At 57.5% G+C, this 14,876-nt stretch carries 16 protein-coding genes; 5 read left to right on the forward strand and 11 right to left on the reverse strand.

The features are described from left to right. Position 1 precedes the first annotated feature (1 nt). From recG to AC2Q8J_RS11345, 3 genes are all read right to left on the reverse strand, one after another. Positions 2–2,077 carry an ATP-dependent DNA helicase RecG gene (gene recG, locus AC2Q8J_RS11335; protein WP_289083586.1) on the reverse strand — a complete coding sequence of 692 codons (2,076 nt, stop codon included), beginning with the start codon at positions 2,075–2,077 and terminating at the stop codon, positions 2–4. Continuing rightward, positions 2,074–2,997 carry a hydrogen peroxide-inducible genes activator gene (locus AC2Q8J_RS11340; protein WP_286695472.1) on the reverse strand — a complete coding sequence of 308 codons (924 nt, stop codon included), beginning with the start codon at positions 2,995–2,997 and terminating at the stop codon, positions 2,074–2,076. Before AC2Q8J_RS11340 ends, recG begins: the two co-directional genes overlap by 4 nt. A 68-nt stretch (positions 2,998–3,065) precedes the next feature. Further along, positions 3,066–4,064 carry an NAD(P)H-quinone oxidoreductase gene (locus AC2Q8J_RS11345; protein ID WP_288364453.1) on the reverse strand — a complete coding sequence of 333 codons (999 nt, stop codon included), beginning with the start codon at positions 4,062–4,064 and terminating at the stop codon, positions 3,066–3,068. Between the two features lie 96 nt (positions 4,065–4,160). On the opposite strand from AC2Q8J_RS11345, the gene AC2Q8J_RS11350 reads away from it, so the two are divergent. Continuing rightward, positions 4,161–5,021 carry an SDR family oxidoreductase gene (locus AC2Q8J_RS11350; RefSeq protein WP_286695474.1) on the forward strand — a complete coding sequence of 287 codons (861 nt, stop codon included), beginning with the start codon at positions 4,161–4,163 and terminating at the stop codon, positions 5,019–5,021. 3 nt (positions 5,022–5,024) lie between these two features. Here AC2Q8J_RS11350 and AC2Q8J_RS11355 read toward each other — a convergent pair whose 3' ends face one another. The 6 genes from AC2Q8J_RS11355 to AC2Q8J_RS11380 all read right to left on the reverse strand — a co-directional run bounded on the left by AC2Q8J_RS11355 (position 5,025) and on the right by AC2Q8J_RS11380 (position 9,969). Continuing rightward, positions 5,025–5,408 carry a RidA family protein gene (locus AC2Q8J_RS11355; protein ID WP_204997093.1) on the reverse strand — a complete coding sequence of 128 codons (384 nt, stop codon included), beginning with the start codon at positions 5,406–5,408 and terminating at the stop codon, positions 5,025–5,027. A 52-nt stretch (positions 5,409–5,460) separates the two neighbouring features. Continuing rightward, positions 5,461–7,647 (reverse strand): bifunctional GTP diphosphokinase/guanosine-3',5'-bis pyrophosphate 3'-pyrophosphohydrolase, encoded by a 2,187-nt coding sequence (spoT, locus tag AC2Q8J_RS11360; RefSeq protein ID WP_289083587.1) that lies wholly within the window; start codon positions 7,645–7,647, stop codon positions 5,461–5,463. A 21-nt stretch (positions 7,648–7,668) separates the two neighbouring features. Continuing rightward, positions 7,669–7,932 (reverse strand): DNA-directed RNA polymerase subunit omega, encoded by a 264-nt coding sequence (gene rpoZ, locus AC2Q8J_RS11365; protein ID WP_027874800.1) that lies wholly within the window; start codon positions 7,930–7,932, stop codon positions 7,669–7,671. Positions 7,933–8,013: 81 nt separating this feature from the next. Then, complete coding sequence (gene gmk / locus AC2Q8J_RS11370) at positions 8,014–8,634, reverse strand: guanylate kinase (protein WP_286836865.1); 621 nt, start codon at positions 8,632–8,634, stop codon at positions 8,014–8,016. 71 nt (positions 8,635–8,705) lie between these two features. Beyond that, the gene (nhaR, locus tag AC2Q8J_RS11375) at positions 8,706–9,605 is read right to left on the reverse strand and encodes a transcriptional activator NhaR (protein ID WP_286695477.1); all 900 of its coding nucleotides are present in this window, start codon (positions 9,603–9,605) and stop codon (positions 8,706–8,708) included. Positions 9,606–9,744: 139 nt separating this feature from the next. Continuing rightward, positions 9,745–9,969: a hypothetical protein gene (locus AC2Q8J_RS11380; protein WP_288364241.1), complete on the reverse strand. Its 225-nt coding sequence runs from the start codon at positions 9,967–9,969 to the stop codon at positions 9,745–9,747. Between the two features lie 50 nt (positions 9,970–10,019). Between AC2Q8J_RS11380 and AC2Q8J_RS11385 the strand changes: the two genes are divergently transcribed. Together AC2Q8J_RS11385 and AC2Q8J_RS11390 are read left to right on the forward strand one after the other, a co-directional pair. Next, positions 10,020–11,009, forward strand: a complete 990-nt coding sequence (locus AC2Q8J_RS11385; protein ID WP_288364242.1) for a sodium-dependent bicarbonate transport family permease — start codon at positions 10,020–10,022, stop codon at positions 11,007–11,009. Between the two features lies 1 nt (position 11,010). Further along, a complete protein-coding gene (locus tag AC2Q8J_RS11390; protein ID WP_286695480.1) occupies positions 11,011–11,325 on the forward strand; it encodes a P-II family nitrogen regulator in 315 nt (104 codons plus the stop codon). A 3-nt stretch (positions 11,326–11,328) separates the two neighbouring features. Here AC2Q8J_RS11390 and AC2Q8J_RS11395 read toward each other — a convergent pair whose 3' ends face one another. Beyond that, positions 11,329–12,180, reverse strand: coding sequence for a YicC/YloC family endoribonuclease (locus tag AC2Q8J_RS11395; protein ID WP_286695646.1), 852 nt, complete (start codon positions 12,178–12,180; stop codon positions 11,329–11,331). A 143-nt stretch (positions 12,181–12,323) separates the two neighbouring features. On the opposite strand from AC2Q8J_RS11395, the gene rph reads away from it, so the two are divergent. After that, a complete protein-coding gene (rph, locus tag AC2Q8J_RS11400) occupies positions 12,324–13,049 on the forward strand; it encodes a ribonuclease PH (RefSeq protein ID WP_286695498.1) in 726 nt (241 codons plus the stop codon). 40 nt (positions 13,050–13,089) lie between these two features. Here rph and AC2Q8J_RS11405 read toward each other — a convergent pair whose 3' ends face one another. Continuing rightward, positions 13,090–13,872, reverse strand: a complete 783-nt coding sequence (locus AC2Q8J_RS11405) for an exodeoxyribonuclease III (protein ID WP_286695499.1) — start codon at positions 13,870–13,872, stop codon at positions 13,090–13,092. 350 nt (positions 13,873–14,222) lie between these two features. Between AC2Q8J_RS11405 and pyrE the strand changes: the two genes are divergently transcribed. Continuing rightward, entirely contained in the window at positions 14,223–14,876 is a 654-nt protein-coding gene (gene pyrE, locus AC2Q8J_RS11410; RefSeq protein WP_027874795.1) for an orotate phosphoribosyltransferase, read from the forward strand.

The raw sequence follows: 14,876 nt of genomic DNA on the forward strand, positions 1-14,876 counted from the left end.
TTTACACGCTGGCGTAAAGTGTGCGCTCGGCCAGCCAGCGGTCGATGAGTGGCTGAACATTTTGTGGGTGGTGCTCACTGAGTAGGCGCGCCTGTTCTCGCACGCTGTCCAGTAGGTCTTCGTCGCGTTGCAGGTCGGCAATTTTAAAGCTCATTAGCCCGGTTTGACGGGTGCCGAGGACTTCGCCGGGGCCGCGAAGTTGCAGGTCTTGTTCGGCGATGACAAAGCCGTCGTTGCTGTCGCGTAGTGCAGATAAGCGCTGGCGGCCATTGCGCGACAACGGGCTTTGGTAAAGCAGTACGCAGTGACTTTGTAGGTGTCCTCTGCCCACTCGCCCGCGCAGTTGGTGGAGTTGTGCTAGCCCTAAGCGCTCGGCATTTTCGATAATCATCAGCGTGGCGTTGGGGACATCAACGCCGACTTCAATAACCGTTGTTGCGACCAGCAAATCGACTTTTGCGGCCTTGAAGTCTGCCATCATAGCGGCCTTTTCGGCGGCTTTCATGCGTCCGTGCACCAAGCCGACGTTCAATTCCGGCAGTGCGTCTTTCAGTTGTTGCCAGCTCACCTCGGCGGCTTGCGCCTGTAATTTGTCTGACTCTTCGATCAAGGTGCATACCCAATAGGCTTGTTGGCCACTTTGGCAGACGGCGCGCAGCCGCTCGACAATTTGCTCGCGCCGGTCGTTGGCGAGCACTACGGTATTGATCGGGCTGCGCCCCGGCGGCAATTCGTCGATGACGGAGGTATCCAGGTCGGCGTAGGCAGTCATTGCCAGGGTTCTGGGAATAGGGGTGGCCGTCATAATCAATTGGTGGGGGTGGCCAGCGTGATCCTCGCCTTTTTGTTTGAGAGCGAGGCGCTGGTGCACGCCGAAGCGGTGTTGTTCGTCGACAATAACCAGGCCGAGTTTGGCGAATATTACCTCGTCTTGAAACAGCGCGTGGGTGCCTACCACGACGTGCGCTTTGTGCTCGGCAACGCGCTGTTGGGCAGAGGCTCGGGCCTTACCTTTTTGCTTGCCGCTGAGCCAGGCAACGTCCAGATTGAGTGGGGCCAGCCATTGGCTGAAGTTGTGGAAGTGCTGCTCGGCGAGGATCTCAGTGGGCGCCATGATGGCAACCTGATAACCGCTGGCGGCGGCGCGCAGCGCGGCGAGTGCAGCAACGGCGGTTTTGCCACTGCCGACATCGCCTTGCACCAAACGCAGCATGGGCGCGCCCTGGCGTAGGTCGCGGCGGATTTCATCGGCAACGCGCTGCTGCGCTGAGGTGAGGCTGAAACCCAGGCCGTCGAGAAAGGCGTTTTCGAGATCATCGGGGCCGTCGAGCCGGGGCGCGCCGAAGCGGCGGGCCTCGACGCGCAATTTTTGCAGCGCCAGGTTGTGGGCCAGCAATTCCTCAAAAGCGAGGCGCTGCTGACTGGGGTGCTGGCCGGATTGCAGTAGCTCAAGCGAGGCGTCTGCCGGTGGATGATGCAAATAGCGCAGTGCCTCGGCCAGTGTCCAGCGGCCTGGCAGTGCCGTCTGCGGTAGCCATTCGGTAATGGGGTGAGTATCGAGATAGTGCAGGGCCTGGCCGCATAGTTTTCGCCAGCTGGTTTGAGCAAACCCTTCCGTGCTTGGGTAAATGGGCGTCAGCCGGTCTTCGACGGGAGCGACTGCCTCCCCTTGCAGAACGGTGTACTCCGGGTGGTAAAACTCCAGGCCGCTGGCGCCGCGCCGCGCCTCGCCAAAACAGCGCAGTCTCGCGCCTTTACTGAGCTGTTGTTTCTGCGCGGCGTTGAAGTGAAAGAAGCGCAGTGTTGTGGTGCCGGTGCCGTCGCGCAGCCGGCAAACCAGGCTGCGTCGTCGCCCGAAAGTGATATCGGCGGCGAGTACTTCGCCTTCGATAACCACATCGTTGCCGGGTCGCAAGGCGCCGATAGGGCAGATGCGGGTGCGATCCTGGTAGCGCAGTGGCAGGTGGAAAAGCAGATCTTGCACACTGTGCAGCCCGAGCTTTTTGAGCTTTTCTCTCAGCTTTGGACCTACGCCCTTGAGCGAACTTACATCAAGTTGGTGCAGGGCTTGGGTCATGTGGAAGGATGATCGCTGTGGGCGGTTTTGATCGCCTGGCTGATAACGTCGATGGCTTGGTGGCGGGGGAAACTGGCCCGCCAGGCCAGGGCAATTTCCCGCGTGGGCGGTGTGCCGGCAAAGGGCCGAGTGCACAACATACCGTCGCCGTAGGGCCCGACTTGGGCAGCGGACAAAGGCAAAATGCTGATGCCAAGTTTGGAGGCCACCATGTGTTTGAGGGTTTCCAAAGAGCTGCCCTCAACCACTGACTGAAGCAGGCGGTCACTGCGGGCCAGGTGCTGCTGTAGTCCGGGGCAAGCGGCGAGCACTTGGTCGCGAAAACAATGGCCTTCGCCCAACAGCAACACGTTTTGCTGATACAGGTCGCTGTGCTCAATATGGGACTTCGCGGCCAGTGGGTGATCGCCCGGTAGCAGCACCACAAACGGCTCGTCGTAGAGCGTTTGGGTAACCACCTCGGGTTCATTGAAGGGCAGGGCAATAACGATGGCGTCGAGCTTGCCACTGCGCAGGCGGCCGCGAAGAATCGCCGTCATATTTTCTTCAACGTACAGTGGCATTTGGGGCGCGAGTTCGCGAATGCGAGGAATGGCGCGCGGGTAAAGATAGGGGCCGACGGTGTGAATGGCGCCAAGCGCCATGGGGCTGCCCAGAGGGTCGCGTCCCTGAGCGGCCAGTTCGCGAATCCGCTCGCTCTGTTCCAGCACATAGCGGGATTGCTCGATAATCTGCTCGCCGATAGGTGTGCAGGTCACCTGGCCGCGGCTGCGTTCGAACAGGCTTACCGCTAATTCCTCTTCAAGCTTTTTAACAGCCACACTGAGGGTGGGTTGGCTGACAAAGCAGCGCTCGGCGGCCTTGCCAAAATGTCCGGTTTCCTGGAGCGCGATGATGTAGCGTAATTCTGTTAGCGTCACAAAATTGCCTGGTTCGATAGTTTTAGACTATAGCGCTGCAGTGTACACCGACGACTCTGGCCTGCCTACTATTGGCGCTGCAGATCCAGTATCAGCTTGCCAATATGCTCGCTGCTCTCCATGCGCGCGTGGGCGTCGGCAACCTGCTCAAGGGGGTAGACACTGTCGATGGCGGGCTGCAGCTCACCGCGAGCCAGCAATGGCCACACGCGTTCGCGCAGGGCGCTGGCAATGGCGGCTTTTTGGTCGCGGCTCTGTGCGCGGAGCGTGGATGCGCTGAGAGTGAGCCGTTTCATTAACACCGGCAAGAAGTTCAGCTCGGCGGCAAAGCCACCTTGGAAGGCGATAAAAACAATGCGGCCATCCTCGGCGGCAAGGTCGATATCGCGGCGGATATAATCGCCGCCAACCATATCCAGAATCACATCGACACCGCGACCGTTGGTGGCCGCGTGCAGTTGTTCGACAAAATCCTGCTCCCGGTAATTGACGGCAATGCTCGCGCCAAGCGATTCGCAGGCGGTGCATTTTTCGGCGCTGCCTGCGGTGGTGAATACCTTAGCGCCGAAGGCACCAGCAAGCGCGATGGCGGTGGTGCCGATACCGCTGCTGCCGCCGTGTACCAGAAATGACTCGCCGGGTTGCAAGGCGCCGCGCTCAAAGACATTGTGCCAAACGGTGAAGTAGGTCTCGGGCAGTGCCGCTGCCTCGGCATCATTTAAGGCATCGGGAATGGGTAGGCATTGCCCGGCGGGCACGGCGACGTAGTCGCTATAGCCACCGCCGTTGCACAGCGCGCACACGCGGTCGCCAATTTGCCAGCCGTTTACGCCTTCGCCGATGGCGGCGACGCGCCCGGCAACCTCCAAGCCTAGAATCGGACTGGCGTCAGCCGGAGGGGGGTAAAGGCCATAGCGCTGCATTAAGTCGGGCCGGTTAACACCCGCAGCAGACACGGCAATCAACAGTTCGCCGGCGCCGCATTTAGGCAGTGGCTGCTCGCCGATTACCAGGCTGTGGTCGTCGTTGACGTTAACGCAGCGAACGTGTGTTGGAAGCGCTGTCATTGTTGTTCCCCTTTGCTATGCTCCCCGACCTGCGAGGGCGAATGTGCCCAAGTATGCCTGAGCTGAGCTTGGGCTTGAACCGACTAAGGTGGGAACATGAACGCGAGTACTAAGCGGCTGTTGATTGTTGGTTGTGGCGATATTGGTGGTGGGCTGGCGGCGCGCTACTTGGCCAAGGGCTGGCATGTGCAGGGTATGCGCCGTGATGGTAGCAAGTTGCCAACGGGTGTAGAGGGTTTGTCAGCTGACCTTGCGCAGCCCAGCAGCATACGGGCTTTGGGGCCTTTGCAGGCCGACTACATCGTAATGACGCTCACGCCCAATGGCTATAATCCGGAAGGCTATCGCAAAATTTTTGAAGAAGCGCTCGCGGTGATTTTGGAATCTATCGTCGAGCCGCCCAAGCTGCTGTTATTTGTTTCCAGCAGTGGTGTGTATGACCAGAGTGGCCACGAATGGGTCGACGAAGACAGCCCGACGGCCCCCAGTCGTTTTTCCGGGCAAAGCATTTTGCGAGCAGAACAGCAGATTGCCGACACGGGCTGGCCGCACAGTATTGTCCGTTTTGCCGGTATTTATGGCCCGGGGCGTTTGCAAATGATCGCTAAGGTGAAGGCGGGTGAGTGTGTGCCGGATGAGCCACTGCACTATAGCAATCGTATTCACCGCGACGATTGCGTCGGGGTGCTGGCGCACTTGATTGATAAGGTTGACGGCGGTGAGTCAGTGGCGAGCTGTTACTTAGGTGTTGACGACCTGCCGGTAGCGATCCAAACCGTGCAGCGCTGGTTGGCCGAGCAACTCGACGTCCCCTACCGGCAAAACGGGGCACCCATTTCGCGAACCGGCAGCAAGCGCTGTAGTAACCGCCGCCTGCGCGACAGCGGCTACGAATTCCTGCACCCCAACTATCGCAGCGGCTTTGTTCAAGTGCTCAGCGACGCGCGGTCGGCTTGACTGTTAAAGGGCGAGAATAACCTCAATCTCCACCATCGCGCCGCGCGGTAAAGCGGCAACTTGTACGCAGGCGCGCGCGGGGTAGGGCTCATCAAATACCGACGCCATCACCTCGTTTACGGCAGCAAAGTCGCCGAGGTCGGTGAGGGAGATATTCACTTTTACTGCATCGTTCAAACTGCCGCCAGCGGCCTCGGCAACGGCGGTCAAATTTTTAAACACTTGCTGGCTCTGTTCGCTTATCCCGCCTTCGATCATTTCCATGGTTTCGGGGATCAATGGGATCTGGCCCGACAAAAACACCATGTTGCCGGTTTTTACCGCTTGCGAGTAGGGGCCAATGGCCGCTGGGGCCTTGTCGGTGCTGATGATGGTTTTAGTGCTCACAGAAGTATCCTTATCGCCACGCCGGTGGCCGACTAATGAGTGTTAACAGGGGCTAGTGTTTTTCGCGGGTCACTTTTATTACCGCGGGAATATTGCGAATACGGCGCATGATGCTGGCGAGGTGAATACGTGAGCGCACGCCGATCACTAAGTGGATGGTGCTGATCTTCGGGTTTTCGTCTTCCACACTGATCTTTTCTATGCTGGCCTCGGCGCCATTCACCCGGGTGGCAAGCACGGCAATAATGCCGCGCTGCTTGCTCAGCTCGACTTTGAGCTCTACGGAGAAGTCGCGGTCAATGTCATCGGCCCAGCTCAGCGGTACGACGCGCTCAGGGGTGTTTCTCAGGTCAATGCTGTTGTGGCAGTTCTCACAGTGCACCACCACGCCTTTCTCTGCGCTGACGATACCAACGATGTGGTCGCCGGGAATGGGGTAGCAGCAGCGGGCGAAATTAACCAAAAATCCTTCGGTGCCGTGAATGACCATGGTCTGCCGCTGGCTGGTGGCAGGCGGTGCATTGTCATCGTCGTCGCTGAGTTGGTCGCGCAGGGTCAGCAACTGTCGGGCGGTGAGGTAGGCAACGCGGTTGCCCAGGCCTATTTGTTCAAAAATATTGTCGGCCGATTTGCTCTGCGTGGCGTCGACGAGCTGTTCCAAGTGCTCGTCGCTGAAGTTATCCAGCTGCTCATCCATGCTGCCTAAGGCGCGCTCCAGCATTCGGCGGCCGAGGCTCACTGCCTCGGTGCGGCGCTGATGTTTGAGGAAGTGGCGAATGCCGCTGCGCGCTTTTGCGGTAACCACAAAGTGCAGCCACGCCGGGTTGGGCTGGGCGCCGGGGGTGGTAATGACCTCAACGGTCTGCCCGCTTTGCAAGGCTTCAGACAGTGGTGCCAGGCGGCGGTTGATTCGGCATGCAACACAGGAATTCCCCACATCGCTGTGTACCGCATAGGCGAAATCGACCGCAGTGGCGCCGGCCGGCAATTCCATAATGTCGCCGCGCGGGGTGAACACATAGACCTCGTCCGGGAAGAGGTCGATCTTCACGTTCTCGATAAATTCCAGCGAGTCGCCAGCGCGTTGCTGCATTTCCAGCAGGCCTTGTACCCACTGGCGGGCGCGCGCATGGCTGGAATTGCCACGGGCATCTTGCTCGTTGGACTTATACAGCCAGTGGGCAGCAATCCCGTTATTGGCCATTTCCTCCATTTCCTGCGTGCGGATCTGAATTTCAATGGGCACGCCCTGCATGCCGAAGAGTACTGTGTGCAGGGATTGATAGCCGTTGGCTTTGGGAATGGCAATGTAGTCTTTAAATTGCCCCGGCACAGGCTTGTAGAGACCGTGAACGCAGCCGAGAACGCGGTAGCAGCTGTCGACGGAGTCGACGACGATGCGAAAGGCATACAGGTCCATGATTTCTTTCAGCGACTTCCGCTTGTTGCGCATTTTGCTGTAAATGCTGAACAAGTGTTTCTCGCGGCCGACAACGTGGGCTTTATGCCCCTCTTCCAGCAGGCAGTTTTCCAGGCTTTCCTGAATATTGGCGATGGTTTTGCTGCGGTCGCCAAAGCGTGTGCGAATGGCCTTGCTGATGCGCTGCGCGCGCATGGGGTGCATGGCCTGAAAGCCGAGGTCTTCAAATTCCACGCGGATGTTGTGCATACCCAGGCGCTGGGCAATGGGGGCGTATATTTCCAGTGTCTCGCGGGCGATACGGCGGCGCTTTGGCGGCGGCATCACACCGAGGGTGCGCATATTGTGCAAGCGGTCGGCTAATTTGACGAGAATAACGCGAATGTCCTTGGCCATCGCCAGGGCCATTTTCTGAAAGTTTTCAGCCTGCTGTTCGGCTTTGGACTGGAATTCGATCCGGGTCAGCTTGGACACGCCGTCGACCAGCTCGGCAACCGCATCGCCGAATTGCTCGCTGAGGTCTTGCTTGCTAACGGCGGTGTCTTCGATCACGTCGTGCAGCATTGCCGCCATGAGGCTCTGCGCATCTAGGCGCATTTCCGACAATATGCCGGCGACGGCTAAAGGGTGGGTAACATAGGGTTCGCCGCTGCGGCGATTCTGACCTTCGTGGGCTTGTTCGGCGTAGTAATAGGCGCGCCGAACCTGATCCACCTGTGAGGCAGAGAGGTAATTACTCAGGGTTTCGGCGAGGGCGTCGATGGATTGCGCCGGTTCAGGCTTACCGTGTTGGTAATTGAAAAAGCTGTATTGGTGCATCGACACCCCGGGCCAAGGTTTTTACAGAGGCTGAGCGCCCAGCTCAACACCCAGGTCCAGCTCGGGCTCTTCCGCTACCGCGTCGGCGGCCATGATTTCTTCGCGGGTAATTTTGCCTTCGGCAATTTCACGCAGCGCCAGTACTGTTGGCTTGTCGCCTTCTTCGGCAACCAGCGGGTCTTTGCCGCCGGTGGCAAGCGCACGGGCGCGCTTGCTGGAAACCATTACCAACTCAAAACGATTGTCTACTGCCGACAGGCAGTCTTCTACAGTAATACGGGCCATGAAAATGTTCCTGAATGTGCTGAATCGCAGTGGTAACAGGCACCACCGCCAGTTATCCACAGTCTATCAAACTTCGCTGCGCTATGTCAGCAGTGCCGTGAGTAAGTCACGGTGACGCTGCTGCTGGCGGTTCAGGCGCAGGCGGTGGCTCAGCAGAATGGCCTTTAGCTCTTGCAGGGCGGTTTCAAAATCGTCGTTGATCACAACGTAGTCGCCTTCAACAAAGTGCGACATTTCTTCGACGGCGGCGGCCATGCGGCGGCTAATCACCGACTCTTCATCCTGGCCTCGTCCGGTCAGGCGTTCGCGCAGAGCGTCTTGGGAGGGGGGTAAAATAAAGATGGATACCGTTTCCGGCAGTAATTTGCGCACCTGCTGAGCGCCTTGCCAGTCGATCTCGAGAATAACGTCGCGACCGCAGTTTAACGTGTCCTCTACCCACTTTTGGGAGGTGCCGTAGTGGTTGTCAAAAACCTGGGCATGCTCCAGAAAGGCGGCACTGCGCAGCATCGACTCAAAGGTGTCGTGGCTGACAAAGTGGTAATTGACGCCGTCCACCTCACCGGGGCGCATATCGCGGGTGGTGTGAGAGATCGAAACTTGCACGTCGTCCATTTCGTCGAGCAGTCTTGCAACCAGGCTGGTTTTGCCGGCGCCCGAGGGGGCGGATACGGTAAAAAGGGTGCCCTGGCTTTGCTGCATTGTGGCGGTGTCCTGTGATGTGGTTATCGGTGACGGCTGGTTATTGTGGGTATGTTCGCACGGTTTGCAGACTATTTGAATAATTGGTCGCGAGCGTTTTCAGTCAGCGCGATGACCGCCGCTTTCTTCAACTTTTTCTCGGTGGAAATAGCGTAAAACTGCTCGCGAATACCGTCTATGCGCCCGGCCAGGGCGACGGAGTATTGTTTACACACCTGCTCTTCAATGGCGCTTGGGCAGGCAAAAAAACCGGCGCCGGCGTGGCCGAAGGCTTTTACCAGCGCGCTGTCGTCAAACTCGGCCACAATGTGGGGCGCGATGCCCTGCTCGGCAAACCATTGCTCTAGTGCACTGCGAAGGGTGTTGTTCGTGGTTGGCAGCAGAAACGGTTGATGATTCAGATTATTGGGGAACTCGCCCGCCGCGTCGTCGATCAGCGACGGCGCCGCCAGAATGCTAACGCCACACTCGCCCAAGCGGTGATTGTATAGCCGGAGGTTCGGCGCAGGAGGAACCGGCCGATCACTGAGTAGCACATCTAATTTATGCATTGCCAGTTGGGGTAGTAGCTCGTCAAACTTGCCTTCTTTGCATACCAGGCTGGGGCTGGATGCTTGGCCGATAAACGGTTTTAGCACCAAGTGAGTAATCAGTTTTGGCAGAACATCCACCGCGCCAACCGTGAGTTTTTCGGCCTGATCCAGCTGCTGTTGCTGCAGGGCGATGTCTAACTCGGCACCCAGCGAGAAGATCGCATCGGCATAGCTCTGCACAAATTTACCGGCTTCGGTCAGGCGCAAGCTTCGCCCCTCGCGGGTGAATAGCGGCACCTCCCAGCGTGATTCCAGCGTGGTGAGCTGGGCGCTGATGGTTTGCGGTGTAATATTTAACGCTTCGCTGGCGCGACTAATCGAGCCTTCGCGGGCGACCACCCAAAAGTAATAAAGATGCTTAAAGTTGATATTCTGCATGGCAACTATTATCAACAAAAAGTTGATTATTAGTCATTAAAAATCGACTTTTTCGTTATTTTGCGCCTCGCTAAGCTAGCACCTCCACCTGCTAGGAGGGAATGTTATGCGCTTAGAAATTCAAACAAAGGAAGTGGTATTAAGCCCGAATCTCATCGCTAGGATTGAGTCTAAATTCAGTGCTCTGCGCCGGCGATCCTCTCGTAAAGTGATGGCGATACATGTTTTGCTCAGCCGGGTCGCCAGCAAAGGTGGCCTGTGCTGCCTGCTGGTCGTGCAGCTCAGGCGTCGGCGGCAGTGGGTTTTTCAGGCAGTGTGCGATGACATTTTGCTCGCTGTAGATGGTGCTTGGCAGCGTTTGCACAATGAACCTCAACTCGTGCCACTGGCCCTGCCGCCAGCTAGGGAGGGGTGATGGAGTCGCTACTTGCCACGGCGATTGCCAACTTAACCAGCCCGGCGATCTTGTTCTTTGTGCTGGGGGTGCTCGCCGCAAGTGCCAAGGCCGACCTCGAGCTTCCCGAGGGTATGGGCAAGGCACTGTCCATATATTTACTGCTGGCTATCGGCTTCAAAGGCGGCGTCGAGTTAAGCGAAAACGCGATCACGCCCGCGCTTATCGCGCTGCTACTTGCCGGCATTGCACTGAGTTTTCTCATCCCCTTTATTGCGTTCGCCTTGCTGAAATTTGCCACCCGCGTGCAGCCGATTGATGCGGCGGCGATTGCCGCACATTACGGCTCGATTAGCGTTGTGACCTTTATGGCGGCGGTGGGCTTCCTAACCCAGCAAGGCATTGACTACGAAGGGTATATGGTGGCGATGCTGGCGCTAATGGAAACCCCTGCCATTCTGTCGGGTCTGATTCTGGCGGCGCCGTATTTGCGTCAACAGGGCAAGCAGAATAGCCGTCCAAAACTGCGCTTAAAAGACAGCTTGCTCAACGGCAGTGTTGTGCTGTTGCTAGGGAGTTTGGCGATTGGCTACCTGGTCGGTAAGCCTGGGTTAGCGCAGGTAGACGCCTTCGTTAAAGCGCCTTTCTACGGTTTGCTCTGCTTGTTCTTGCTCGACATGGGCTTATTAGTGGGTCGCCGCCTTGGGGAGTTTCGCCGAGTGGGCGTTGCGCTGGTCGCCTTTGGTCTCTACATGCCGCTAATTGGCGCCGCGCTCGGCTTGGCCGTTAGTGCCTTGCTGAACTTAGGGTTGGGTGAGACCACATTGCTGGCAGTGCTGTGCGCCAGCGCATCATACATCGTTGTGCCCGCCGCAATGCGCCTGGCACTGCCGCAAGCCAAGGCATCGTTGTACATCACCACCTCCCTGGCGGTCACTTTTCCCTTCAACGTTATCGTGGGTATTCCGCTGTATTTTCAACTGGCGATGTTACTGCAAGGAGTGAATTAACATGCTGCAGAGACACCGGAAAAAGCGTATCGAAATTGTCGCCGAAGCGCTGTTGTTAGATCGGCTGCTGGAGTTGATAAAAGAAGCCGGGGCGACGGGTTACACCGTTCATCACTATGTTTCAGGGGCCGATTTCAACGGTCGGCAGGGCGAGCCCGACGACCTGAGCTTAGTGCTGAAAAACATCCAGCTCAACGTGATCGCCGACGATGAGGTTGCCGAGCGGATTGTCGAAGGCTGCGCAGAGTTCTTTGACGACTACGCGGAGATCGTGGTGATCTCCGACGTCGAAGTCATACGACCTGAGCGGTTTTAGGGGTTACTCAATATTCTGGATCTGTTCGCGCATTTGCTCGATCAGTACTTTCAGTTCAACTGCGGCCTGGGTGCTTTCGGCAACAACGGCTTTGGAAGACAGGGTGTTGGCCTCGCGGTTGAGTTCCTGCATTAAGAAGTCGAGCCGACGACCCACTGCGCCGCCTTTTTTGAGTACGCGGCGCACTTCTTTTACGTGGGTGTCGAGGCGGTCGAGTTCTTCGTCGACATCGGCTTTCTGGGCTATGAGGGCCATTTCCTGTTCGAGCCGCTCGGCGTCGAGCTCCGCTTTCAGGTCGGCGAGTCGCTGGCGAAGTTTATCCCGCTGTCCGCTGACGATTTCCGGCATGCGCTGACGTAAATCGGCGACGATGCTGTCAATGCTGACGAGGCGTTGCTCGATCAGGTCGGCGAGTGCCAGGCCTTCGCGTTGGCGATTGTCGCATTGGTCTTGCAGGGCTTGCTCAAAGCTGGTCAGCAGCGCCTTGCTAATGGTGTCGCTGTCGACCTGGGCATTTTGCATGACGCCAGGCCAGCGCAATACTTCTAGTACGTTGATAGGCGCAGCATGGGCAATATCGGCCCGCAGGGCGTTTGCAGTGTTGAGCAGCTGCTCGGCCAGCTCTTGGTTAAGCGTCAGGCTTTGCTCTTGTTCTTGCAGGTTAATACGCAGCGAGCATTCCACTTTGCCGCGTTGCAGCGTCTTGCGCAGCCGGTCGCGCAGCTCTGGTTCCAACTGGCGCCAGTTCTCGGGGAGTTTAAACGACAGCTCCAGGTAGCGGTGATTGACGGAGCGCAACTCCCAGATGGCAGTACCCCAGTCATGTTCACTGCGGCGGTGGGCGAAGGCGGTCATACTGCAAATAGTCACGGGCATCCCCTGTTGGTAGCGTCTTGTCACGGTATTGATACGCAGGCTTGGCATTGTAGCGGGAAACGGGTTTCGCTTCAGTGCCTGTGCGGCAGGTATACTGTCGCGCTTCAGTAGAGGAGATTGCTATGAGTTTTGTTCGACCGAGTGGCCGCAGCGCCGATGAAAAACGCGAGCTGCGTATTACCCGCAACTACACCTGTCACGCCGAGGGTTCTGTATTGATCGAAACCGGTGCAACGAAGGTGCTGTGTACGGCCTCGGTTGATGCTAGCGTTCCGCCGTTTTTGCGCGGCAAGGGACAGGGCTGGATCACGGCTGAATACGGCATGTTGCCGCGCAGTACCGGCAGTCGGATGGGGCGCGAGGCGGCGCGCGGTAAGCAGTCGGGCCGCACTCAGGAAATTCAGCGTTTAATTGGCCGCTCGTTGCGTGCCGCGGTGGATTTGAGCTTGCTGGGTGAGCACACCATTACGCTGGACTGCGATGTAATCCAAGCTGATGGCGGCACGCGCACAGCATCCATTACTGGCGCTGGCGTTGCATTGGTTGATGCCATTCGGCATTTGCAGCGCAGCGGCGCGATCAGCGCTGACCCCCTCAAGCAAATGGTGGCTGCGGTTTCCGTTGGGGTTTATGAAGGTCAGCCAGTGTTGGACCTGGACTACATTGAAGACTCGTCAGCAGAGACCGATATGAATGTGGTCATGGACGAGGCGGGCGGCATAATTGAAGTGCAGGGAACCGCTGAGGGGGCAACTTTCAATCGCAATGAAATGAATGCGATGCTGGATTTGGCAGAGAAGGGTATAGCCGAGTTGATCGCGGCGCAGCAGGCCGCTTTAGCGGAGTAGCGGGCGTGCGGCGGAGGCTCAGCCTCCGCCGCTTATAAGCTTAAAAGGCGCTTTCTGGCAATTCGTAGTCGTAATCCATGATTACCGGCGCGTGCTTGCCGAATTGCTGCACTTTGTAGATGGCGCCGTACTCAACGCGCGGAATCAGCCTTTCTGACACCACCTGATAGTCTACGCGCCAGCCGTTTTTGCCTGGCTCGCCGTCGGGCCAATAACTGAACTCATCGGCATCGGTATTCACCAGGCGGAAGGCGTCAGCGTAGTGTTCTTCATGGAACAAGCGTTCCATCCACTGCTGCTCTTCAGTAAGGCTGCCTGATACGCCGTGGTTGCCCTTCACATCCTGAATATCAATGCTTTTGTGGGCGATGCCCCAGTTGCCGCAAATGACGAAGTCGCGGCGCTTGTTGCGGACTTTGTGCAGGTGGTTGTAATACTGCTCAAAGAAGTTATTTTTGCGGATCTGCGCCTCGCTGTCGCCGTCGGGGACGCTGGGTGCCAGCAGGCTGCCGATGCTGATATTGTCGAAATCGGCCTGGATGTAGAGGCCATCCATATCAAAATCCATGAAGCCGAGGCCAGTCATAATGGCTTTGGGTAGCTGTTTGCAGTAAATCGCGACACCGTTACTTTTGCCATCGGCGGCATCGAAAAAGTACGGGTTATACTCGCGGGGGAAGAAGACGTCGTCGCGAAGCTTATACTCGGCTATACCCAGGTTTTGCAGGCAGATGATATCCGCGTCCTGCTTGACGACCCAGTCAAAAAAGCCTCTTTCCGCAGCATCAGTGATGCTGTCAGCGCAAAAGCTGATGATTCTCATGTGCTTCCCGTGTGTCTACTATGCGGGCCTGATGCCCTTATTCAACGATACTGTCGCCCGCCATTATTGGGGCAGAGTAGGCCGTGCTGTGTGTTGCAAGCCTCTAAAGGAGATTGCGATGCGACGAGATCGACACTTGCAAAGTCCGTACTAAACAGGTGTTTAGACTACAATGAAACCCTTTTTACGACAATCAATTGGGCGTGAATGTCGGCAAAAACACCATGATTGAGGGCGTTCCGCGGAGTTTTGCCTACAATGCCCGCGCTTCGCTCTGGGCCGCGGCCACTGCGGTGCGTACAATAAGGGGCTCTACAATCCAGCTTTTGTGAGATGAGTCGTAGCCGCCCATGAGTATTAAGCCTTTCCAGCAGCAGTTTATCCGCCAGGCCATCGACAGCGATGCGCTGTGTTTTGGTGAATTCACCCTGAAGTCGGGACGTGTCAGCCCGTATTTCTTTAACGCCGGCCGTTTTAGCAGTGGTGGCGCCTTAAGCGCATTGGCGGCCTGCTATGCCGACGCCATTGTGGACTCGGGGGTGCAGTTCGACGTGTTGTTTGGCCCGGCATACAAGGGGATTCCTCTGGCTGCGGCAACAGCCTGTGCACTTGCAGAGCGCCACAATATCGACATTCCCTTTGCCTATAACCGCAAAGAAGCCAAAGACCATGGCGAGGGCGGTACGTTGGTGGGCGCGGCGCTGCAGGGCCGAGTATTGATTATTGACGACGTGATTACTGCGGGTACGGCAATACGCGAGGCCATTACAATGATCGAAGCCGCGGGCGCCAGCGTGGCGGCCGTGGCGATTGGTCTCGACCGTCAGGAGCGCGGCAAGGGTGAGCTGTCGGCGATTCAGGAACTGGAACGCGAGCGCGACCTGGCAGTCATTAGTATTGTTGGCCTTAACGATATTGTTGAGTATCTGAATGCCGGTGCAGGTGATCCTGAACTAGTATCTAGGGTAAGTGCGTATCGTGAGCGCTACGGTGTGTCGTTATAG

The organism is Spongiibacter sp. C9W (assembly GCF_057370015.1).